This is a genomic window from Curvibacter microcysteis, assembly GCF_028649455.1.
GTDB lineage: Bacteria > Pseudomonadota > Gammaproteobacteria > Burkholderiales > Burkholderiaceae_C > Curvibacter > Curvibacter microcysteis.
In genome coordinates this window covers 403,935-426,193 of record NZ_JAQSIO010000002.1, presented here as the reverse complement: position 1 = coordinate 426,193, position 22,259 = coordinate 403,935, and the positions used below count along the sequence as shown (strand labels likewise).

The 22,259-nt window shown below is 67.1% G+C and carries 21 protein-coding genes and 1 riboswitch; of the genes, 9 read left to right on the top strand and 12 right to left on the bottom strand.

The features are described 5' to 3' along the window. Positions 1-27: 27 nt before the first annotated feature. The 6 genes from PSQ39_RS07195 to PSQ39_RS07170 all read left to right on the top strand — a co-directional run bounded on the left by PSQ39_RS07195 (position 28) and on the right by PSQ39_RS07170 (position 5,371). Complete coding sequence (locus PSQ39_RS07195; RefSeq protein WP_273926022.1) at positions 28-486, top strand: flavodoxin domain-containing protein; 459 nt, start codon at positions 28-30, stop codon at positions 484-486. A gap of 92 nt (positions 487-578) precedes the next feature. Next, positions 579-1,769, top strand: a complete 1,191-nt coding sequence (locus tag PSQ39_RS07190) for an ABC transporter substrate-binding protein (protein ID WP_273926021.1) — start codon at positions 579-581, stop codon at positions 1,767-1,769. 170 nt (positions 1,770-1,939) lie between these two features. After that, positions 1,940-2,803 carry a branched-chain amino acid ABC transporter permease gene (locus PSQ39_RS07185; protein WP_273926020.1) on the top strand — a complete coding sequence of 288 codons (864 nt, stop codon included), beginning with the start codon at positions 1,940-1,942 and terminating at the stop codon, positions 2,801-2,803. Between the two features lie 69 nt (positions 2,804-2,872). Beyond that, on the top strand, positions 2,873-3,901 hold the full coding sequence (locus PSQ39_RS07180; RefSeq protein WP_273926019.1) for a branched-chain amino acid ABC transporter permease: 1,029 nt from the start codon (positions 2,873-2,875) through the stop codon (positions 3,899-3,901). Then, entirely contained in the window at positions 3,894-4,661 is a 768-nt protein-coding gene (locus PSQ39_RS07175; protein WP_273926018.1) for an ABC transporter ATP-binding protein, read from the top strand. The genes PSQ39_RS07180 and PSQ39_RS07175 overlap by 8 nt, the downstream gene beginning before the upstream one ends. Next, on the top strand, positions 4,658-5,371 hold the full coding sequence (locus tag PSQ39_RS07170) for an ABC transporter ATP-binding protein (protein WP_273926017.1): 714 nt from the start codon (positions 4,658-4,660) through the stop codon (positions 5,369-5,371). Before PSQ39_RS07175 ends, PSQ39_RS07170 begins: the two co-directional genes overlap by 4 nt. 134 nt (positions 5,372-5,505) lie before the next feature. On the opposite strand, the gene PSQ39_RS07165 is transcribed toward PSQ39_RS07170, so the two are convergent. The 3 genes from PSQ39_RS07165 to PSQ39_RS07155 all read right to left on the bottom strand — a co-directional run bounded on the left by PSQ39_RS07165 (position 5,506) and on the right by PSQ39_RS07155 (position 10,007). Beyond that, entirely contained in the window at positions 5,506-7,797 is a 2,292-nt protein-coding gene (locus PSQ39_RS07165; protein ID WP_337961933.1) for a S53 family peptidase, read from the bottom strand. 203 nt (positions 7,798-8,000) lie between these two features. Then, positions 8,001-8,089: riboswitch (cyclic di-GMP riboswitch) on the bottom strand. 156 nt (positions 8,090-8,245) lie between these two features. Continuing rightward, positions 8,246-9,139 carry a LysR family transcriptional regulator gene (locus PSQ39_RS07160; protein ID WP_273926015.1) on the bottom strand — a complete coding sequence of 298 codons (894 nt, stop codon included), beginning with the start codon at positions 9,137-9,139 and terminating at the stop codon, positions 8,246-8,248. 100 nt (positions 9,140-9,239) lie between these two features. Beyond that, positions 9,240-10,007, bottom strand: a complete 768-nt coding sequence (locus PSQ39_RS07155) for an IclR family transcriptional regulator domain-containing protein (RefSeq protein ID WP_273926014.1) — start codon at positions 10,005-10,007, stop codon at positions 9,240-9,242. Positions 10,008-10,205: 198 nt separating this feature from the next. On the opposite strand from PSQ39_RS07155, the gene pobA reads away from it, so the two are divergent. The 3 genes from pobA to PSQ39_RS07140 all read left to right on the top strand — a co-directional run bounded on the left by pobA (position 10,206) and on the right by PSQ39_RS07140 (position 13,693). Next, entirely contained in the window at positions 10,206-11,384 is a 1,179-nt protein-coding gene (gene pobA / locus PSQ39_RS07150; RefSeq protein ID WP_273926013.1) for a 4-hydroxybenzoate 3-monooxygenase, read from the top strand. A 92-nt stretch (positions 11,385-11,476) separates the two neighbouring features. Then, positions 11,477-12,685 carry an ABC transporter substrate-binding protein gene (locus PSQ39_RS07145; protein WP_273926012.1) on the top strand — a complete coding sequence of 403 codons (1,209 nt, stop codon included), beginning with the start codon at positions 11,477-11,479 and terminating at the stop codon, positions 12,683-12,685. Positions 12,686-12,808: 123 nt separating this feature from the next. Continuing rightward, on the top strand, positions 12,809-13,693 hold the full coding sequence (locus PSQ39_RS07140; protein ID WP_273926011.1) for a CoA transferase: 885 nt from the start codon (positions 12,809-12,811) through the stop codon (positions 13,691-13,693). Between the two features lie 27 nt (positions 13,694-13,720). On the opposite strand, the gene PSQ39_RS07135 is transcribed toward PSQ39_RS07140, so the two are convergent. From PSQ39_RS07135 to PSQ39_RS07095, 9 genes are all read right to left on the bottom strand, one after another. Next, on the bottom strand, positions 13,721-14,785 hold the full coding sequence (locus PSQ39_RS07135) for a TraB/GumN family protein (RefSeq protein ID WP_273926010.1): 1,065 nt from the start codon (positions 14,783-14,785) through the stop codon (positions 13,721-13,723). Between the two features lie 112 nt (positions 14,786-14,897). Continuing rightward, on the bottom strand, positions 14,898-15,713 hold the full coding sequence (hutG, locus tag PSQ39_RS07130; RefSeq protein ID WP_273926009.1) for an N-formylglutamate deformylase: 816 nt from the start codon (positions 15,711-15,713) through the stop codon (positions 14,898-14,900). A 52-nt stretch (positions 15,714-15,765) separates the two neighbouring features. Beyond that, positions 15,766-17,163, bottom strand: coding sequence for a formimidoylglutamate deiminase (locus PSQ39_RS07125; protein ID WP_273926008.1), 1,398 nt, complete (start codon positions 17,161-17,163; stop codon positions 15,766-15,768). A 51-nt stretch (positions 17,164-17,214) separates the two neighbouring features. After that, the gene (gene hutI, locus PSQ39_RS07120; protein WP_273926007.1) at positions 17,215-18,468 is read right to left on the bottom strand and encodes an imidazolonepropionase; all 1,254 of its coding nucleotides are present in this window, start codon (positions 18,466-18,468) and stop codon (positions 17,215-17,217) included. Between the two features lie 2 nt (positions 18,469-18,470). Further along, on the bottom strand, positions 18,471-19,112 hold the full coding sequence (locus PSQ39_RS07115; RefSeq protein ID WP_273926006.1) for a HutD/Ves family protein: 642 nt from the start codon (positions 19,110-19,112) through the stop codon (positions 18,471-18,473). Continuing rightward, on the bottom strand, positions 19,109-19,891 hold the full coding sequence (locus tag PSQ39_RS07110; RefSeq protein WP_273926005.1) for an amino acid ABC transporter ATP-binding protein: 783 nt from the start codon (positions 19,889-19,891) through the stop codon (positions 19,109-19,111). Before PSQ39_RS07110 ends, PSQ39_RS07115 begins: the two co-directional genes overlap by 4 nt. Continuing rightward, positions 19,888-20,556: an amino acid ABC transporter permease gene (locus PSQ39_RS07105; protein WP_273926004.1), complete on the bottom strand. Its 669-nt coding sequence runs from the start codon at positions 20,554-20,556 to the stop codon at positions 19,888-19,890. Before PSQ39_RS07105 ends, PSQ39_RS07110 begins: the two co-directional genes overlap by 4 nt. Before the next feature lie 38 nt (positions 20,557-20,594). Next, on the bottom strand, positions 20,595-21,341 hold the full coding sequence (locus tag PSQ39_RS07100) for a transporter substrate-binding domain-containing protein (RefSeq protein ID WP_273926003.1): 747 nt from the start codon (positions 21,339-21,341) through the stop codon (positions 20,595-20,597). Between the two features lie 66 nt (positions 21,342-21,407). Next, positions 21,408-22,148, bottom strand: a complete 741-nt coding sequence (locus PSQ39_RS07095) for an IclR family transcriptional regulator (protein WP_273926002.1) — start codon at positions 22,146-22,148, stop codon at positions 21,408-21,410. Between the last annotated feature and the right edge of the window lie 111 nt (positions 22,149-22,259).

Here is a 22,259-nt window from a genome sequence, read left to right as displayed (position 1 = left end):
TATTGCATTCCACTTCGGAGACAAGGCATGAAGCTCAAAATCCTGGTCGGCACCATGACCAGCACGGCCGACGATGTGGCCCAAGCCATCGAGATGGACTGCGCCGACTTGGTCGATCAGATTGAAGTCACGCCGATGGAGGGTCTGAGCCACCGGGTGTTCGCAGAGGATGCGCTCTATTTGATCTGCACCTCCACCTACGGCACGGGCGATGTGCCGGACAACGCCCAGGACCTTTATGAGTCGCTGGACGCCCCAGGCCTGAGCTTGCCCGGCGTGCGCTACGGCGTGATCGCCCTGGGCGACAGCATCTACCCCCAAACCTTTTGCCATGGCGGCCTGCGTTTTGACGAACGCCTGAGCGCCTGCGGCGCGCAACGCCTTGGCGACATCTGGCGCCACGACGCCAGCAGCGGCACCGATCCCGAAGGGCCTGCCGCGGCTTGGTGCCGCGACTGGCTGGCCCAGGCGATGGCCAGCAGCTGAGTCCCCTGGTACGGGTAACTCAGAGGACGGCACGCCGACCGCGTCAGTTAAATTGCTTTAGGCCTAAACCAATAGACAAAGGAGACACCTTCATGACCTCACGCCGACAGATCCTCAGCCACAGTGCCGCCCTCGTGGGGGCGGCCTCGACCGGGCTCTGGTTGCCCAGCCAGGCCCTGGCCCAATCGGGCAAGGTGCGCGTGGGTTTCATGCTGCCTTACACCGGCACATTTGCACAGCTGGGCGTGGCGATCGAAAACGGCTTCCGCCTGGCCATCGATCAGCAAGGCGGCAAGCTCGGCGGGCGTGAGATCGAGTATTTCAAGGTGGACGACGAATCCGATCCGGCCAAGGGCATCGAAAACGCCAACAAGCTGGTGCAGCGCGACAAGGTCGACGTGCTGATCGGCACCGTGCACTCGGGCGTGCAGATGGGCATTCAAAAAGTAGCGCGCGACAGCGGCGTGCTGAGCCTGATCCCGAACGCCGGCGTGCACGCGGCCACCCGGGCCCTGTGCGCGCCCAATGTGTTCCGCACCAGCTTCAGCAATTCCCAACCCACCCTGGCCTTGGGCCAGGCGATGGTGGCGGCGGGCCACAAAAAGACGGTCTGGATCACCTGGAAGTACGCGGCTGGCGACGAGGCCTTTGAAGGCTTCAAGGAAAGCTACACCAAGGCCGGCGGCACCATCATCAAAGAGCTGGGCCTGCCCTTCCCGAACGTGGAGTTCCAGGCCTTGCTGACCGAGATTGCCTCGCTCAAGCCCGACGCCGTGGCCTGCTTCTTTGCCGGCGGCGGCGCGGCCAAGTTCATCCGTGACTACGCGGCGGCCGGCCTCAAAGGCAAGATCCCCTTGTACGGCTCGGGCTTCCTGACCGAGGGCGTGCTGGAAGCGGCCGGCCCTGCCGCCGAGGGCATCACCACCACCATGCATTACAGCGACTCGCTGGACACGCCGCGCAACAAGCAATTCCGCCTGGACTACGCCAAGACCTTCAAGATGCAACCCGATGTCTACGCCGTGCAAGGCTATGACACCGGGCTGCTGCTGGTGCAGGGCGCCAACGCCGTCAAGGGTGACCTGAGCGGCAGCAAGCCCGCGCTCTACAAGGCCCTGGAGTCGGCCGTGATCGACAGCCCACGCGGCAAGTGGACCATGAGCAAGGCGCACAACCCGGTGCAGGACATCTACCTGCGTGTGGTTGAAAAGGGCGAAAACAAGGTGGTCGGTGTGGCCGCCAAGGCCTTATCTGACAGCGGCGCCGGTTGCCGCCTGACCTGACCCCACCCCGCCTCGGCGCTGCCAGCGCGCCACCGGCCCCGAACTGAGCCCCTGGGCTCGGCGGGACCTGCCCCCGACCTGCCACCAGGCCCGCCGGGGGCGGTGCGGTGGCCGCCTCTTCGCCTGCGCCTGCCCTCTCCTCACCTGCCAGACCAACGCCCCGCCTCACCATGGACCTTGCCAACTTTTTGATCCAGTTGCTCAACAGCCTGCAGTACGGCCTGCTGTTGTTCATGCTGGCCGCCGGCCTGACGCTGATCTTCGGCATCATGGGCGTGGTCAACCTCGCCCACGGCAGCTTCTACATGCTGGGCGCCTACCTGGCCTGGTCGCTCAGCACCCAGTTCAACAGCCTGGCCCTGGCCATCGTGGTGGGCGCGCTGCTGTCGGTGGCCCTGGGCCTGGCGCTGGAGTGGCTGCTGTTTCGGCACTTCTACCACCGCGACCACCTGGACCAGGTGCTGCTGACCTTTGGCCTGATCTATGTGTTTGAAGAGTTGCGCTCCCTCGTGTGGGGCGACGACGTGCATGGCGTGAATGTGCCACCCAGCCTGGAGTGGTCCATCCCGCTGACCGACACCCTGTCCTACCCGGGCTACCGCCTCTTCATGTCGGGCCTGTGCCTGCTGTTGGCGTTGGGCCTGTACCTGCTGATCTCACGCACCCGTCTGGGCATGAAGATCCGCGCCGGCGCCTTCAACCGCGACATGGCCGAATCCCTGGGCATCAACATCAAACTGATCCACGCCACGGTGTTTGCGCTGGGCGTGGGCCTGGCAGCGGTGGCCGGCATGATCGCCGCGCCGATCGCCAGCGTCTACCCCAACATGGGCTCTCAGGTGCTGATCATGTGCTTTGTGGTGGTGGTGATTGGCGGCATCGGCTCGGTGCGCGGTGCCCTCATCTCGGCCCTGCTGGTGGGCCTGGTCGACACCTTTGGCAAGGTGCTGCTGCCGCAAGCCTCGGGCATGTTGGTCTACCTGCTGATGGCGGCCGTGCTGCTGTGGAAGCCCGAAGGGCTGTTCAAGCAATGAGCCCCATGGACGCCACCCCCTGCCCCTCTTTTTTTGCTTTGCCCTTTTCACCGGCCCGGAGTTCTGCCCATGTCTGCCCCCCGAGCGAATCTTGAAACCCTGCCACGCGGCCTGCAGGTCGCGCTGGCCTTGGCCGTCGTCGCCCTGGCGGCCTTCCCCAGCGTGGGCAGCGACTTCTATGTGCAGATGGTCGCGCGCATGATGATTCTGGCCATCTTCGCCATGAGCCTGGACCTGCTCCAAGGCGTGACGGGCCTGGTCAGCCTGGGGCATGCGGCCTACTTTGGCCTGGCCGGCTACGCACTGGCCTTTCTGACACCGGCCGGCGAGCCGGCCAGCCTGTGGTGGACGCTGCCGCTGGCGGTGGGCGCCTCAGCCCTGGCCGCGCTGGTGATCGGCTTCCTGGTGGTGCGCACCCACGGCATCTACTTCATCATGGTCACCATGGCCTTTGCGCAGATGGTGTTCTATGTGTTCTTCGACAACAAGGCCCTGGGCGGCTCCGATGGCCTGTACATCAACTTCCGCCCCGATGCCTCGCTGGGCAGTTGGCTGCCCTTTGACCTGGAGAACAAGCAGACTTTCTACTACTTCACCCTGGTGCTGCTGCTGGCCGTCTACGCCTTCTTGCGCCGGCTGTTGTGGAGTCCCTTTGGCCGGGCGCTGTCGGGCATCCGCATCAATGAGCACCGCATGCGCGCCATGGGCTTCGGCACCTTCGGCTACAAGCTGGCGGCCTTCACTTTGGCAGGCGCCCTGGCCGGTCTGGCCGGCTACCTGTGGGGCGCACAAAGCGGCTATGTGAACCCGGAGCTGATGGGTTTTCACCTCAGCGCGCACGCCATCATGATGGTCATCCTGGGCGGCATGGGTAACTTTGCGGGCGCCGTGGTCGGGGCTTTTGCGTTTGAGACCTTGCTCGACCTGTTCAAAGACCTGCCCACCGTGGGCGGCTTCCAGGCTGGCAAACACTGGCAACTGTGGATGGGCCTGTTCATCGTGGCCCTGGTGGTGTTTGCCCCACGCGGCCTGCTGGGCCTGGTGCAAAGCCTGAGCCAACGCCTGCGCCCCACCCCTTCGGAGAAGCCCCATGACTGATGTGCACGACGCCGAAGTGCTGATGAGCGCGCGCGGCCTGACGCGCCGCTTTGGCGGCCTGGCCGCTGTCAACAACATTGAACTCGACCTGTGGCGCAACCGCATCCATGCGGTGATCGGCCCCAACGGGGCGGGCAAATCCACACTGACCAACCTGCTCTCGGGCGACCTGCCGCCCAGCGAAGGCCGCATCACCCTGGGCGGGCAGGACATCACCGGCTGGTCGCCCGAGCGCAGTTCGCGCCAGGGCCTGGGCCGCAGCTACCAAAAGACCAACATCTTTGGCCCCTTGACTGTGTGGGACAACGTGCGCCTGGCCGCCCAGTCGCGCACACCCCAGGCCTGGCGCTGGCTGCGCCGGGCCGACTCGGTGGCCGTGGTCAACGAGCGCGCCGAGCGCGCCCTGGAGCTGGCCGGCCTGCAAAAGCGCCGCCACACCGTGGCCGGTGCGGCCAGCCACGGTGAGCAACGCCAGTTGGAAATCGCCATGACCCTGGCCACCGAACCGCAGGTCCTGCTGCTCGACGAGCCCCTGGCTGGCATGGGGGTGGCCGAGGCCGAGCGCATTGTCGAGCTGCTGCTGCGCCTCAAACCCGGTCACGCCATGATGCTGGTCGAGCACGACATGGACGCCGTCTTCACCCTGGCCGACCGGCTGACCGTGATGGTCAACGGCACGCGCATCGCCAGCGGCACGCCCGCTGAAGTGCGCGCCGATCCCCAGGTGCAATCGGCCTACCTTGGAGCGGACGAAGAATGAGCGAACTGCTGATCCAGGCCCAAGGCCTGAACACCTATTACGGCGCCAGCCACATCCTGCGCGACCTGAGCTTCCAAGTGGCGCGGGGCGAAACCATCGGCCTCATGGGGCGCAACGGCATGGGCAAAAGCACCTTGCTCAAAAGCATCATGGGCCTGGTGCCGCCGCGCAGCGGCCAGGTGCACATCTGCGGCCGCCCCATGAACGGGCGCGCCACCTACGAAGTGGCGCGACTGGGCATCGCCTATGTGCCTGAAGGACGTGGGATTTTTGGCAACCTCAGCGTGCGCGAAAACCTGCAGATGGCGGCCCGTGCGGGTACGCGCGGTCAGCGCGACTGGACCTACCAGCGCGTGCTCGACACCTTCCCGCGCCTGCAAGAACGGCTGGACCACGGCGGCCAGCAACTGTCGGGCGGCGAGCAGCAGATGCTGACCATTGGCCGCGCCTTGATGACCAACCCCGATGTGCTGATCCTCGACGAAGCCACTGAAGGCCTGGCGCCCTTGATTGCACGCGAGATCTGGCGCATCTGCGGCCTGATCCGCGAAAGCGGCATCAGCAGCGTGATCGTCGACAAGAACTGGAAGCACGTCACCCAAATCAGCAACCGCAACGTCATCCTGGTCAAGGGCCAGGTGGCGTTTGAGGGCAGCTCGGAGCGCCTGCGCAGCGAGCCTGGGCTGCTCGACCAGTACCTGGGGGTCTGAGCCCCCAGCATCCCCACAGGACGCCACGAAAAAACGGCCCCGAGGGGCCGTTTTGCTTGGGAGAGCGCTGACACGATCTCACCGGGGTGGTCGCCTCCCACACGGTCAAACAGACAGCGTGGGGCTCATTGGGCTCATTTGGCCGTGACCGTGACCGGCACCTTCACCGTGGCCGTCAGGCCCAGGTTGTCCACCACGGTCACCGTCAGCGTGTAGCTGCCCGTCACCGGGCTGGGCCATTTGGCGGTGATGGTCAGGCCGCTCATGGCGAAGCCCATGCCCAGCGGCACCCCCGAGATCGAGACCGAAACCCAGCTGGCGCCCGGGTCGGCGATGCTGATGGTGCCCGTCATGGCCTTGCCAGCCACCCCCGTCATCGCCGGGGCGGTGATCACGGGACCTGCATTGGCGATCTTGACCGCATAGACACCTTGGGCGCTGAGCCCGGTCTTGCTGTCCTTGACCGTGGCCGTGACGTTGTAGTTGCCCAGCACGGGATTGGTCCAGCTGACCACGCCGGTGCTGCTGACCACCATACCGGCCGGTGCGCCAGCGAGGCTGAAGGTGACCGGGTTGGCCGAGCTGTAGCTGATGTTGAAGGACAGCGCCACACCCGGCTTGCCCGACACCGTCACACCACCGACCGTGGGCGGCGCTGGCGGAGTGATGGTCACGGTGTAGACGCCCTGGCCGCTCAAGCCATTGACATTGTCCTTGGCCGTGACGGTCACCTTGTAGCTGCCAGCCACGGGGCTGGCCCAGCTGACCACGCCACTGCTGCTGATGGCCATGCCCGCCGGTGCGCCACTCAAGCTGAAGCTGACGGCGTTGGCGGCGCTCACCGAGGCGGTAAAGCTCAGCGCTGTACCCGTCACACCCGTGATGCTAGCCGGCGTCACCACCGGGGCCACTGCAGGCGCCGAGGCCCCCGACAGTTGGGCCAGCAGGCTGCTGGCGTTGGGGGTGCCCAAACCGGTCATGGGGTCAAAACCCACCCGCGCTGCACAGGTGATGCAAGTGCCGTTGTTGCCCCTGGTGATGTCGGCAAATGCGCTGGCGTAGTTGCCCGGCACGGTCGAAATCTGGCCGTACAGCACCGCGTGCGGCGCCCCCAGCACCGGCTTGGCGCTTTGAGCACGGATCGCGTTGGCCACCGCCAGCAAACCGGCCCATTGCGGGGTCGACATGCTGGTGCCGCCCGCGCTGACCCAGTTCACAGCCGAGCTGCCGGGGTTCATCACCGCCACGTACTGGCCGGTGCTCGGGTCCGCGTTCATGGCCACATCGGGGCCGGTGCGGCGCACCACATTGCCCAGACCCGGCACAGCGGTGGTTTGGTACGCCGGCTTGGCCGTGTAGGCGCTGGTGCCGCCCCCGGTGCCCGACCAGGTGACTTCAGAGCGGGCGCCCGTGCCGCTGTAGGTCAGGCTGGTGCCGCCCACAGCCAACACATTGGACGACACCGCGGGCCACAGCACCGCCGTGCCCGAGTCACCCGCGGCCGCCAGGTAGCTCATTTTGGAATTGGTGAAGACCGAATCCACCGAGGCGGTCCAGTTGCCTTCGGTGGCGCCAAAACTCATCGACACGATGCCAGGGCCCATGGCGTTGGCCAGCTTCACACCGCCCAACAAGCTGTTCAGGCTGGGGTCAGCGGCCTCGATCAACACGATGCGGGCCAAAGGCGCGATCGCATGCGCCCACTGCACATCCAACGAAATCTCGGTGGCCCAGCCCGAGTCATAGGCGGGGGCCGTCGCGGTCATGCCGCCCGCTGGCGTGCTGTGCACCACCGACAACTCACAGGCGCTGGCGGAGGCCGCAGGCAGGGGCAAGGCCGCCGTCGTGGCAATCGCCTTGGTCGCGCAAGTGGGCAGGCCAAATTTCTGGTTGAACACGCTCAGTTCAGCCGCTGTGTTCGGGTTGTGCATGGCGTCCACCACATAGATGGTTTGGCCGGCACCGTATTGCGCGGCCTGGGCCGCTGTCAGCGTGGCCCCCGCGGCAGGCAGGGCCGGCAGCCCGTAGGCTGCGCGAATCTGTGCCGGCGAGTAGGTGCTGACGGCGGACCCGGCGCGGCTGACCACATCGCTCACCGCCAGGCGCTTGGCCACATCCAGCCCCTGCAGGGTCAGCTGGCGGGTCGGCACCGAAGCCAGTTCGGCGGGCACCATTTGCTGGCGCGGTGCAAAGGAGGCCGACAGGCCCTGGCCATTGGCATCGCTGTCATCCGGGGCATCAAGCAGCACCGGGGCCAGGTGGAAGGTCGGTTGGGCCACTTGGGCCCCGACCTCAGCAGACAAGGCCTCGGGCTCCAAATTCAGAATCGTGGTGCCGCTGGCCACCAGCACCTGTGCGCTGCCTGTCTCCGCCACGCCTGGATCGCCGCCGCCACAACCCAACAAGGCCAGGGACAAAGCACTCAATGAGAACCAAAGAGTGGCAGACCCGAAGGCTTTATGGGGGGCAATGGGGGCGTGTGACATGGTCTATCTCCGAGTGAATCAAATCGATAAATTTGACACCCGGAACAGATCGCATTGACCAAAACGGTCAGTCACCAAAGAGGGGTTACCGACAGCCAAACGGCTGGGTTTTGTTAAAAAAACCCTTAAAAAGGTCGTTTTTAACCGGCAACCCCGCTATCAAGCCCTTTTGGAGGGCGTAGACCGGTGGCTTTGCGACCCTGACTTTCGTACAGGTGTGCCTTTATCGTTACGCAACTTTACATCGGAAATATGTTTTTTGCCATTTTCAGCCAAGTGATTTCCTCAAATTCCGACAAACGGTTACACCACATCGAACACCTTGGGTGCCGAAAGAAGAGGGATTTAAGACCCGCAATTCCTGCCTTCCGCAGGCCAGGCGGGCCCGTCACCAGGTGGCGGTTTGGAAGTGCTGGACGAGGAAGTCGAGCAGCGCCCGAACGGCGGGCGACAGGTGACGGCGCGACGGGTACAGCGCCTGGATGTTGAGCACCGGTGGCTGCCAATCCGGCAGCACGGCCTGCAAATGCCCCGCGCGCAACGCAGGGGCGGCCAGGTAGGTGGGCAGCATGGCAATGCCCTGCCCCGCCACGGCGGCTCGCATCAACACCATGGCGTCGTTGGCGCTGAAGCGGGTGGCCACCGCCTGGGCCACCGCCTGCTCGCCCTGGCGCAAAGTCCACAGGGTTTTGCCCACATGGGCATGGCTCAGGCAGGCGTGCCGGGCCAGGTCCGCCGGGACGGTGGGCACCCCCTGCCGCGCCAGGTAGTCCGGCGATGCCGCCAGAACCGACTCGCACAGCGCCAGCGGGCGCGCAATCAGCAGTGGGTCAGGCTCGGCACTGATGCGGATGGCCAAGTCCACTCGCGCCTCGACCAGGTTCAAGGCGCTGTCGCCCACGTTCAAATCCAGCCGCAGGTGGGGATGCAGGGCCAAAAAGGCGCCCAGGGCCTCCACCAGCTGCGCATAGCCAAAGGACAGGCTGCAGGTCAGGCGCAGCTGGCCACGCAACTCGCCCCCACTGCTGCGCGCGGTTTCTTCCTGCAGGTCTTCACTCAAGGCCAGCATCTGTTGGGCCCGGCGCAGGCAGCTCTCGCCTGCGTCGGTCAGCGAGACGCGCCGGGTGGTGCGCTGCAGCAAACGGGCGCCCAGCCATTGTTCGAGCTCGGCGACGTAGCGCGTGACCATGGCGCGCGACATGTCGAGGCGATCGGCCGTGACCGTGAAGCTGCCGCTGGCAGCGACTTCGGCAAACACGCGCATGGCGGTCAGTCGGTCCATGGTGGGCTCGATTCAAGAAACAATGATGGGGAGATTATCCGAGCCACTTGGCCGGCTTTTGCCATCGAAGGCCCTCCTGCCCCACCCGGGCAGGCTCACCTTACAACAGGGCCCGAACCTCGCGCGCGGCCTCCAGCAACCAAGGCAGGAGACTCTGCTGCAGCGCGGCGGCTTCACGCTGCTGGGTGGAGGCCACCACATTCAGCGCCGCCACCGTGCGCCCTTGCATGTTGCGCAGCGGCACCGCCAGGGCCAGCACGCCCAATTCATGCTCCTCGGTGGCCAGGCAAAAATCGTCCTGCCGCACCTGCTTGAGCAAGCGGCGCAGCCCGGTGGCCTGCACGGTGGTCTGCGGCGTCAAACGGGTCAGGGTGCGGGCCTGCAGCCAGGCCGTGAGTTCGGCCGAACTCAGCGCCGCCAGCAAGACCCGGCCGGTGGACGTGGCGTGGGCCGGCAGCCGCGCCCCCAAGTGCAAGCCATAGGCCAGCAGGCGCGTGGGCGCGCCATACACCCCGCTGCGCGCCACGATCACCACCTCATCGCCGTCCAGCACCACAGCAGAGAACGACTCCTGCGTCTGCGCGGCCAGGCGGTTCAGGGTGGGCTGGATCACACGCGGCAGCCGTGCCGAGGCCAGGTAGCTGCCCGAAAAACGCAAGACCTTGGGCGTGAGCCAGAAATAGCTGCCATCGCTTTCCAGGTAGCCCAGGTGGGTCAGGGTCAGCAGGTGGCGGCGCGCTGCCGCACGGGTGATGCCCGCACGCTGTGCGGCCAGCGTGGCATTGAGCCGCTGGCGCTCGGTGTCAAAACTCTCCAGCACGGCCAGGCCTTTGGCCATGCCTTCAATGAAATCGGCTTTTGCAATCATGCGGCGCTCGGGGCTGCGGTGGGTGGGGGTCAGCCTGGCGCCGCAGGGCGGCCAGGATGCGATTGATCCACATCAATGTTGCGCGATCATCGCACAAGCGATTGATGAATCGCACAAATGCCGGTGGCATGGCTTGGGAATTCCCGGCTTGGCTTTTACGCTTGCGGCACTGATTTCAACACCCACGGAGACCCCATCATGCGTACCCAAGTCGCCATCATCGGCGCCGGCCCCTCGGGCCTGCTGCTCGGTCAACTGCTGCACAAAGCCGGTATCGACAACATCGTCATCGAGCGCCAAAGCGGCGACTACGTGCTGGGCCGCATCCGCGCGGGCGTGCTGGAACAAATCACCATGGACCTGCTGGAACAGGCCGGCGTGGCGCAACGGGCCCATGCCGAGGGCCTGCCGCACGATGGGTTTGAGCTGTTGTTCAAGGGCGAGCGTCACCGCATCGACATGCACAAGCTCACGGGTGGCAAGCGCGTCATGGTCTACGGCCAGACCGAAGTCACCCGCGACCTGATGGCCGCACGCGCCGCCGCTGGCCTGAACACGGTTTACGAAGCCAGCAACGTCAGCCTGCATGACTTTGACAGCCAACAACCCCGCGTTCGTTACGAAAAAGACGGCGTGCAGCACGAGATCACCTGTGACTTCATCGCCGGCTGCGACGGCTTCCACGGCGTGGCCCGGGCCAGCGTGCCGGCCTCGGCCGTCCAGCTGTACGAGAAGGTCTACCCCTTTGGCTGGCTGGGCGTGCTGGCCGACGTGCCGCCGGTGGGCGAGGAGCTGATCTACGCCAACACCCCGCGCGGTTTTGCGCTTTGCAGCATGCGCAGCCACACGCGCAGCCGCTACTACCTGCAGGTGCCGTCCGACGACAAGGTCGAGAACTGGACCGACACCCTGTTCTGGGAAGAGCTGGCGCGCCGCCTGGACCCCGCCGCACGCGAGCGCCTGGTGACCGGCCCCTCGCTGGAGATGAGCATCGCCCCGCTGCGCAGCTTTGTGGCCGAGCCGATGCGCTTTGGCCAGCTGTTCCTGGCCGGCGACGCGGCCCACATCGTGCCGCCGACCGGCGCCAAGGGTCTGAACCTGGCCGCCTCTGACGTGGGCTACCTGTCCAGCGCCTTCATCGAGCACTACCGCGAACGCAGCCAAGCCGGTATCGACCACTACTCGGCACGCTGCCTGAGCCGCATCTGGAAGGCCGAGCGCTTCTCCTGGTGGTTCACCTCGCTGATGCACCGTTTCCCGGAAACCGGCGAGTTCGGCCAAAAGATCCAAGAGGCCGAGCTGGACTACCTGGTGAACTCCGAGGCCGCCTCCACCTCGCTGGCCGAGAACTACGTCGGCCTGCCGATGAAGCTCTGATTCCAGGGCCTCCGCTCCCGAGGGCCCGCATCGCAGTGGGCCCCGGTCTGCCGCTATAGTTCGCTCCAAGAATTAAAAAATGGAGAGACACGATGCGTTTGTGCCCGGCCCTCAGCGGCCTGTTTGCACGCAGCGGCCCCCTGCGCCATGCCGCGACCAGCTGCCCCCAGCGGCGCGGGCTCCTGGCCTTGGTGCTGGGGGCGTGCCTGACCAGTGTTCTGCCCTGCCCCGCCCTGGCGGCTGAGGATTGGGTGGTCAGCCAGATTGGTCCCTTCACCGGCCTGCCCTCCCCCGACGCCCCCGACATCCAAGCTGGGGCCAAGGCCTATTTCGACCAAGTCAACAAAGCCGGCGGCGTCCAAGGTCGCCGGTTCAGCCTGTTCACGCTGGACGACCAGTTCAACGCCGACGGCTTCAAAGCCGCCCTGCCCAAGGCCCTGGAAAACCGCCCCATCGCGCTGATCAGCCCGGTCGGCTCGGCCGCGCTCAGCACCTTGATCAAGGAGCGCTTGCTGGACAACGCCAACCTGGTGGTCATCAACGCCGTGCCCGGGGCGGACTCCCTGCGCAACCCCGGTCACCCCAAGCTGTTCCACATCCGCGCCAGCGACCGCGACCAGTACGCGCGCATGCTGGAGCACGGCCGCACCCTGGGCGTCACCACCTTGCACGTGCTGTACCAGGAGCTGCCCATCGGCCAGCAAGGCCTGGCCGCCATCAAGGAAATGGCACCCGGCTACGGCTACACCCGCGCCGAAGGCAGCCAGTCCAAGCACGACGAGGCCAGCCTCGGCGCCGCCGCCAAGGAAGTGCGCGGGGCCGATGCGCAGTCGGTGATCGTGGTGGGCTCGCCCAAGTTCATGGCCGACGCCATCAAGCAGCTGCGCGACGCGGGCTACAACCGCTCCATCCTCGCCTTGTCCTACCTGTCGGCGCCGCTGCTGGTCAAAGTGGCTGGCGAGGCAGGGGCTCGCGGCGTGGGCATTGCCCAGACCTTTCCCAACCCCAATGGCCGGGGCCTGCCGCTGCAAGCCGAGTTCCAGGCCACCATGGCGCGCCACGCCCCCGAGGTGAAAACCTACACTGCCTTCCACCTTGAGGGCTACCTGAGCGCCCGCGTGCTGGTCGAAGCCTTGCGCCGCAGCCGGGGCAACCCCAGCCCCGAAGCCCTGAGCGAGGCCTTGCGCAGTGCTGGCGAGCAGGACTTTGGCGGCTTTCGCGTCAATTTCAGCCGGGGCAACACCGGCAGCAAATGGACCGAGATGAGCGTCATCGACGCCACCGGCAAGCTGCGCTACTGAGCATCGCGGGCGCGCCCGACCCGCCCCCCTCGGGCCTGGGGCGCCGCGCAAGGCCCGCGACCCTTTTCAAAAACGGCCCACGCCGGCTTGACGCGGCGCCAAGGGCTTCCAGGAGACATCGCCATGACGCAACCGCCAGCCCCCTTGCAAGGCACCCGCGTGCTCAGCCTCGCACTGAACCTGCCCGGCCCCGCCGCCTTGATGCGCTGCCAGCAGATGGGTGCCCGCTGCACCAAGCTCGAGCCGCCTCCGCGCCACGGCGTGTCGGCCGACCCCATGGGCGCCTACAACCCCCAGGCGTATGCGGTGATGCATGAAGGGGTGCGCGTGATCCATGCCGACCTCAAGACCGCCGAAGGCCAGGCCGTGCTGCACACCGAACTGGCCCAGACCGATGTGCTGATCACCTCGTTTCGTCCCTCGGCCCTGCACAAGCTGGGCCTGGCCTGGGACAGCCTGTCGGCACGTCATCCGCGTCTGTCCTTGGTTGAAATCGTGGGGGCGCCTGGTGAACGGGCCGAAGAGCCTGGCCACGACCTGACCTACCTGGCCGAGGCCGGCCTGGTGCCGGGGCTGGCGCTGCCAGCCACTTTGTTTGCCGACATGGCCGGCGCCCTGCAGGCCAGCGAGGCGGTGCTGCAATGTCTGCTGGAGCGGGCGCGCAGCGGTGCAAGCACGCGCCGAGAAGTTGCCTTGAGTGAAGCGGCGCGTTGGCTGGCCCTGCCGCGCCATTGGGGCCTGACCCGGCCCGAGGGCGCGGTGGGCGGGGCCCATGCGGGCTACCGCGTGTACCGCTGCGCCGATGGGCGCGTGGCCCTGGCGGCCCTGGAGCCCCACTTTGCGGCCGCGCTGTGCCAGCAGGCCGGCATTGCCATCACGGGTGCGGACACCTTGTTCTCGGCGGCCACCCACAGCGCCGTGGCCCAGTTCCTGGCCGGCCAGACCCGGGCGGCCCTGGAGCAGATGGCCCAGCAGCACGACGTGCCGCTGTTCACCCTGGCCGACTGAGGTCGAGACAGCCGGCCGGGCACCAGATCAGCGCAGGCGCTCGACGCGGAAGCCGCGCTTTTCCAGCAAGGACGGCAGGCCGTTGGGTCCCACCATGTGCAGCGAACCCACGGCACCAAAGACGCGCAGGCCCTCGGCGTGCAAGGCCTCAAAGCGGTCGGCCAGGCCTGGGTTGCGGTCGTCCATCAGCTTCTTGAGCTGGCTGCGGTCCAGCGGGGTCTTGAGGCAGTCGCACCAGTCGGCGTAGCGCTCCAGGGTTTGGAAGTCGCCCTGCTCCCACAGCTGGGCCAAGCGCGCCAGCATGCGGCGCGATTGGCCTTGCTCCAGCTCATCCAAGGTGCGGCTGACCAGGGTGCTGGCTTCGGCGTCATTGGCGCCCAGCAAGGCGCTCATCTGGCCCGAGGCCGACTCCAGGGACACCAGCGAACGCTCGCCGCGGCGCGCCAGCACGGCCAGCATGATTTCGGTGCCAAAGCTGGGCTGCAGGCCGTCACGGCGACCTGCCAGGAAGGTCAGGGTCAGCACCTGCACCTCGGGCGGCGCCGCCCCCAGCGCGGCGGCGGGCAGGCACTCGGCCTGCCAGCGCTGCTGCAGGCGGGTCTGCAGGGCCGGCGACAGCTTGCGCTGCACGCCCTGGGTGATGGAGGCCATTTCACGCTGCAAGTCGGGGTCGAAGGGGTTGAGCTCCAAAGCCGTCACATCGGTGTTGGCCAGGGCCTCGCCCACCTGGGGGCCCGGGGCCATCCACTCGGCCTTGCCGGCATGGAAGGTGCCGTAGAGGTATGACGTGCGCTCATCGCGCGTGACCTTCCACAAGAAACCCCGGTCCGCGGCCTGGGCAGCCGCTTGTTGGAACAACTCGGCCGACAGCGGCGGCGACGCGGGCGGGCAGTTGGCCGGGCTGGATTGGCTGCTCGGCGCCGTGGTGGCGGCCGCAGCGGCATGGGATTCCTTGGCCGGCTTGTGCGCGGCTTTGGCGGCCCAACCGGTGCCCGCCAGCAGGCACAAACTGCTCAGTGCCAAGGGACGGGCCCAACGGCCCCAGGCCGCGATGGGAGCGCGAGCGCTCCAAAAAGACAGGTATTTGCTCATGGCCGGCATGTTGCCACGGCCACAAGCCAGTTGGAGCCCGCCAGCGCGATTTACCAAGGCGACACACGCCACCGGCCACCACCACGTGACCCATGGCACGGCGCAGCGAGGCTCAGCGCGCGACCGAGAAAGCCAGCATGGCTTCGATCAGCTGCTGCAAGGTGGGCTGGATGCGTGCGGCCAGATCGGGGCGGTACGCAAATGGCAGGGTCTCTTCCATGTAGCTGCTCTGGGTCATCTCCAGCTGCACCGCATGAAAGCCCTGCTCCGGGCGGCCATAGTGGCGCGTGATGTGGCCGCCCTTGAAGCGGCCATTGAGCACGGCCGTGTGGCCTGGCGCGCCTTGCGCGATGGCCAGCAAGCGCTGCGCCAACACCGGGTCACAGCTGGCGCCGTTGGCCGTGCCCAGGTTCAGGTCGTTCAGCTTGCCTTCAAAAAAGCGCGGCAGCACCGACCGGATGGAGTGCGCGTCCCACAGCAGGGCCACGCCGTGCTCGGCGTGCAGGCGCTGCAGCTCGGCCTCCAGCTGCGCATGGTAGGGCTGCCAGACCTGCTCACGGCGCTGGGCGATCTCGGCGTCATCGGGCACCTCGCCCCGGGTGTAGATCAAGGTGTCGTCAAAGGTGTCGACCGGGCACAGGCCGGTGACGCTCTGGCCCGGGTACAGACTGGCGCCATCGGGCGGGCGGTTCAGGTCGATCACATAGCGCGAATGGGTGGCCACCAGCATGGAGGCGCCCAATGCATCGGCAAAAGCGTAGAGCTGCTCCAGGTGCCAGTCGGTGTCCGGCACTTGGCGTGCCTCGTCGCTCAGGCGGCTGGCCACGCACTCGGGCACATGGGTGCCGACGTGGGGGAAAGAGATCAACAGCGGGGTGCTGCCCCGGCGAAAACGGAACGGGGCTTCAGTGGTGTGGAAGTGGGCCATGGGTCATCAGGGTTGGAACTCAGGAAACTGCGTCAGCGTACCGGCTGGCGCCTCACACGGCGGCCAGCAAGGCACTGCGCGCCTGGACAAAGGCTTGGGCGGCGGACTCGTGCAAGGCATGCCGGCCTTGCTGAACGCGCGTCACCCCACCGGACACGACCTCGCGGACGGCCGAGCTGCGGTGGCTGCCGAACACATGGGCCGACAGCATGTCCTGCGGGCTCAAACCAGCCAGGGCCAGGTGCTGCGGATCCAGCACCACCCAGTCGGCGCGCTGGCCCGCGGCCAGGCCCGCCACCGGGCGCGCGCTGGCCTGGGCGCCGCCCGCCACGGCCTGCAAGGTCATGGCGGTGGCGACATGGGGTTGATCCGCCTGGGCCAGCACATTGCGCTGGCGGCGCTGCAAGCGCTGGCCGTACTCCAGCAGCATCAGCTCTTCAGCGGCATTGACGCAGGTGTGGCTGTCCGAGCCCAGGCCCCAGGCGCCGCCGGCCTGCGCCCACAGCGGCAGGTCGAACAGGCCATCGCCCAGGTTGGCTTCGGTGCTGGGGCACAGGCCGGCCACCGCGCCGCAGGCGGCGGCCCGGCGGTACTCGTCCTCGTTCATGTGGGTGGCGTGCACCAGGCACCAGCGGCGGTCCACCGGAGCGTGGTCGAGCAGCCACTGCACGGGGCGCTGGCCGGTCCAGAGCAGGCAGTCGTCCACCTCCTGGGTCTGCTCGGCAATGTGGATGTGGATGGGTGAAAGCGGGTCCAGCGCCGTCAAGCCGGCCACCGCCTCGCGCAGGCTGTCGGGCGGCACGGCGCGCAGCGAGTGTGGCGCCAGCCCCAGGCGTGCGCCCTGGACGGCGGCCTCGGGGCCCAGGTCCTGCAGCAGGCGCAGCAAGGCCTCGGTGGGGTTCAAAAAGCGGCGTTGGCCAGCGTGCGGCGCCTGGCCGCCAAAGCCCCCGGTCTGGTACAGCACGGGCAGCAGGGTCAGGCCCAGGCCGACGCGCTGCGCCGCGCGCAGCAGGCAGCGCGACAGCGTGGCGGCGTCGGCATAGGGCTGGCCGTCGCTTTGGTGGTGCACGTAATGGAATTCACACACCGAGGTGTAGCCGGCCTCCAGCATTTCGAGGTACAGCCAGGTGGCAATCGCCTCGAGCTGCTCGGGGGTCAAGCAGCCTGCGAAGCGGTACATCAGGGTGCGCCAGCTCCAGAAGCTGTCGTTTTGCCCGCCCTGCACACTGCGGTACTCGGTCAGGCCGGCAAAGGCGCGCTGGAAAGCGTGTGAATGCAAATTCGGCAGGCCCGGCAGCACCGGGCCACCGGCGCGCGCCACGCCGGCCGGGGGCGCGGCGCCGGTCTGCACCTGGGTCAGCTGCCCCTGGGCATCCCAGGCCAGCAGCACATCCTGCGCCCAGCCGCTGGGCAGCAGCGCGTGTTCAGCAAACAAAAGTCCAGGGCTCATGCGGTGTTCGATCGTGGTTGAAGTTCACAGGGAGAGGACAGCAGCGCCGCCTCAAGCACGCTGGGTGATGCGGCCCTGCCGCACCACCGTGGGCTGGGCGCGCTGGCCCACCCAGTAGGCCAGTTCCGCCAGGTCCTGCACCGGCCAGAACACCAAGTTGGCGGGCCGCCCCGGGCCGATCAGGCCATGGGTGTCTTGCAGCCCCAAAGCACGGGCGGCGTGCTGGGTGATGCCGGCCAGGGCCTCGGGCACGGTCAGGCGGAACAAGGTGCAGGCCATGTTGAGCATCAACAGCAGGCTGAGCGCGGGCGAGGTGCCGGGGTTGTGGTCGGTCGACACGGCCATGGGCACGCCAGCAGCGCGCAGCGCCTCAATGGGTGGCAGGTGGGTGTCGCGCAGGCTGTAGTAAGCCCCGGGCAACAGCACCGCCACCGTGCCGGCCGCGCGCATGGCGGCAATGCCGTCGGCGGACAGGTGTTCGATGTGGTCGCAGGACAAAGCGCCATAGCGCGCCGCCAGCGCCGCCCCCCCCATGTCTGACAGCTGCTCGGCATGCAGTTTGACCGGCAGGCCCAGGGCCTGGGCGGCCTGGAAGACCTGTTCGGTCTCGGCCAGCGAAAACGCAATGCGCTCGCAAAACACATCGACCGCGTCGACCAGGCCCTCGGCGGCCAGGGCGGGCAGCATCTCCTGGCACACCAGATCGATGTAGTCGCCGCTGCGACCGGCGTACTCAGGCGGCAAGGCGTGGGCGCCCAGGAAGGTGCTGCGCACGGTCAGGCCGTGCCTGTCGCCCAGGCGGCGCGCCACGCGCAGTTGCTTGCGTTCATGCTCGAGGCTCAGACCATAGCCCGATTTGATCTCGATCGCGCACAGGCCTTCGGCCAGCAGGCTTTGCAAGCGCGTACTGGCGCTGGCCAGCAGCTCGTCCTCACTGGCTGCGCGGGTGGCGCGCACGCTGGCCACAATGCCGCCGCCGGCGCGCGCCACGTCTTCGTAGCTGGCCCCGGCCAGGCGCAAGGCAAACTCGTTGGCCCGCAAGCCGCCGTAAACCAAGTGGGTGTGGCAATCGACCAGGCCCGGCGTCAGCCAGGCGCCCTGGGCGTCATGGCGGGCCAGGCCCGGGGGCGCCACCAGATCGGCCTGGCGGCCCACCCAGCGCAGCTGGCCGGACTCCACCCACAGCGCGTCGCTGTCGGCCGGCACGCCGTCGGCCCAAACGCCAGGCGCTGCCCGCCAGTTGAACCACAGGCCATCGGCCTCCTCAGCGACCGGCTTGGCTCGATCTGCTTGTGCGCTTTCCATGCTCATTCCTTGGCCGTCAAAACAGGGTGAATGGTGACCCACAACAAGGCCGCGTCCGCGTCGGCACAGTGCCCCTGCTGGGGGCCTGGGCCACCGGACCACCACAGGCCCTGACCCGGGCTCAGCGGGGTGCCAGTCACGTCAGCAGACGACGGCCCCAGCTGCCAGTGCCCTCGCAAGACCAGGCCCAGTCCGGCGGAGGACGCCAGGTCGGCCTCGACACCGAAGCCCCCGGCGCGCAGCACGCGCACCGTGGCGCGGCAGGCCGCGCGCCTTGTCATCACATTGAAGTCCTCGCAAGGCCCACCCAACAAGCGGCTGTCAATGCGGGCCTCGCCGGCAAAGGCAAAGGACTGCCAGGGGGTGCCCAGGCAGTGCGCCACCGAACCATCGCTTGAATCCAGCTGCACGCCCCCCCCTTCGAGCAGGGTGATCACCCGGTCCACCCCCGGGAAGGCCGAAAACGGCCCGTCGCTGGCGATGTGGGCGATGCTCACCCGCCAGTCAAAGCGGGCCAGGTCCGCCCCAGGCGGTTGACAGACGATCTCACGGGTCAGTCCGCCCCCGTTCTTCCAGGGGGTGGCGACCAGGCTGGCGCGGTCGAACCGTTGCCAATGCGGCGGCAGGGCGGTTGCTTCACTCATGTGCGGCTCAACACGGCTTGCAGGAAGTGACGGGTGCGCTCCTGGCGCGGCGCGGTGAAGATGGTGGCCGGGTCGCCGGACTCGACGATGCCGCCGCCATCCATGACCACCACCAGGTCGGCCACCTCACGGGCAAAGCCCATTTCGTGGGTCACCACCATCATGGTCATGCCCTCACTGGCCAGCAGCTTCATGACCTGCAGCACCTCGCCCACCAGCTCGGGGTCGAGGGCCGAGGTGGGCTCGTCAAACAGCATCACCTTGGGGTTCATGGCCAGGGCGCGCGCAATCGCCACCCGCTGCTTTTGCCCACCCGACAGGCTGGCCGGCATGGCGTCGGCCTTGGCCGACAATCCGACTTTTTGCAGCAGCTCGCGCGCCTGGGCCTCCGCCTGGGCCGCGCTCAGGCCCCGCAGCAGGCGTGGCCCCAGCGTGACGTTGCCCAGCACGGACAGGTGCGGGAACAGGTTGAAGGACTGGAACACCATGCCCACCTCGGTGCGCAAAGCGTTGAGTCCGCGCTCAGGCAGCATGGCGCCGTTGTGCACCAGGGTGTGGCCAACGATTTCAACCGTGCCTTCTTCGGGCTGTTCCAGCCCGTTGCAGCAGCGCAAGAAGGTGCTTTTGCCCGAGCCGCTGGGCCCGATCACCACCACCACCTGCGAGGGCTGGACCTCGAAGTCAATGCCTTTGAGCACCACATGGTCGCCATAGCGCTTGCCCAGGCCGCGGATGCGAACGATGGGCTGGCCGGGCTGAAGGGTCTGAGTCGTTGTCATTGCACCATGCCTCCGGCACGCAGCCGCTGTTCGATGTGCCGCAGGGCCAGGGTGGTCAGGCCCGTCAACACGAAATACACGGCGGCAATCGCCAGGTAGACCTCCAGCGAGCGGTAAGACACGCTGATGATCTTCTGCCCCTCGTGCATCACGTCGTGGATGGTCAGCAGGGAGACCAGGGCCGAGTTCTTGATCAAGGCAATGAACTCATTGCCCAGGGGCGGGATCATGCGCACCACCGCCTGCGGCAGGATGACGGTGCGCATGGCTTGCGCGTACGACATGCCAATGGAGCGTGCGGCTTCCATCTGGCCGCGCTCGATCGACTCAATGGCGCCCCGCACGATCTCTGACACGTAGGCGCCCGAGTAAATGCCCATGCCCAGCACGCCGCACACAAACGCGGGCAAGAGCAAGCCAAAGTGCGGCAAACCAAAGAACAGAATGAACAACTGCACCAGCAGCGGCGTGCCGCGGATCAGCGCCACATAGGCGGTGCACAGGCCGTAGACCAGGGGGTGGCTGCGGCGCAAGCGCCCCAACCCCACCAGCAGACCCAGCACACAGCCCAGCAACAGGGCGCAGGCGGTGATCTGCACGGTGACCAGGGCCCCGTTGAGCAGATCAGGCCAGCCGGCCCAGACGGGAGAAAAATCAAAGTCCATGGGAAGGAGCGCTTGTCGATTTCAACGTGGAGTGGTCATCACTTGCTGCTGGGGAACCACTTGGCCACCAGGCGCGCGTGCGTGCCGTCGGCCTTGAGCTTGGCCAGGGAGGCGTTGACGGCGCGGGTCAGCTCCGGCGTGTCCTTGCGCAAGGCCATGCCGTACTCTTCGGTAGTCAGCTGAGGCTCCAGCACCTGCAGGCCCGGGCGGGTGCGCATGTACTGGAAGGCAGCAGGCTTGCCCGTGACCAGGGCATCGGCGCGGCCGATGTCGACCAGGTTGAACATCTCCTGGTTCTTCTCGACCTCCACCAGCTGCACCTGCGGGAAGGTCTGCTTCACATAGGTCACCGATTTGGTGCCCACCTGCACCGACACCTTCTTGCCGTTGAGGTCGATGGGGGCCTTCATGCCGCTGCCCGACTTGACCATGGTGACCAGGCCACCGGCGAAATAGGGCTCGGTGAAATCAACCACTTTCTTGCGCTCATCGGTGATGTAGATGGCCGACACGGCCATGTCAAAGCGCTTGGACATCAGCCCCGGGATCAGGCCCTTGAAGTCGATGTCCACCCACTCGACCTTCTTGCCCATGGCGGCGGCCACGGCCTCGACCAGTTCCACGTCAAAGCCGGTGCGCTTGCCGTTGTCCACGTACTCCATGGGCGGGAAGGTGGCGTCGGTGCCCACTTGCAGCACCTCGTTTTGCGCGCTGGCCGTGCCGTGCAGACCCGCCAGGGCGGTGGCGGCGAAGGAAGCCAGAAGAAGTTGACGGCGGAAGTTCATGGTGAGGTCCTGTCTAGAGGGGTTGAAACAAGGCGGGGGGAGAAATCTGACAACAGCCTCGGCGGGCTAAAAGCTCTGCAGCGCGCGCGCAATGCGCGCCGCACTGACCAGGGTCATGTGCACAAAGGCGGCTTCGCGCCCGGTGCTACGCAAGGTCGGTGCCATCAGGGTGATGGCGCCCAGCAACTGGCGCTGCGCGTCCAGCAGCGGCACGCTCACGCCCCACACGCCGGCATCGACTTCGCCGCTGCTGAGGGCATGGCCGCGCTCGCGGATGGCGCTCAGCTCGGCCTCGCGCGCCATGCGCTCGGCGGCGGACAGGCCCAGGCGGTCCAGTGCCGACGACCTGGCCGCCTCCGGCAGGTGCGCCAACAAGCACTTGGCGCTGGCGCCGTCGCGCAGGGGCACGCTGCGGCCCTTGTCGAAGGAGCAGCGCAGCGATTGCACGCTGTCGACCATCTCCAGGCACACGGCACGCTCGTTGAGCACGGCCACCAGGGCCACGCTCTCGCTGCTCAACCGCGACAGGGACTGCATATCGGCCCGCGCGCACTGCACCAGGCGCGAATTGGCATCAAAGCCACTGGCCAGCTCAACGCTGGCCGGGCCTGGCCCATAGCGGCCATCGACCTCCATGACAAAGCCCCAGCGCCGCAGCGTGGCGATTTGCCGGTACAGCGTGCTCTTGGCCAGCCCGGTGGCGGCGCTCAACTCCAGCGCGCTCAGGGGCTCGCGGTGCTGGGCCAGCACCGACAAGACCTGAAGGGCGCGGTCGGTCGCAGGTGCAGCCTCAAGTCCAACAGGCATGGGAATGGCGGGTTGATGAGCGGTCATTGCGCTTGCAGTATCTGGCGCAGCAGCGGGTGGGCCAAGACCTCATTCCCAACCCGTGGGAACGGCGGGTGCTTTTTGCCCGCC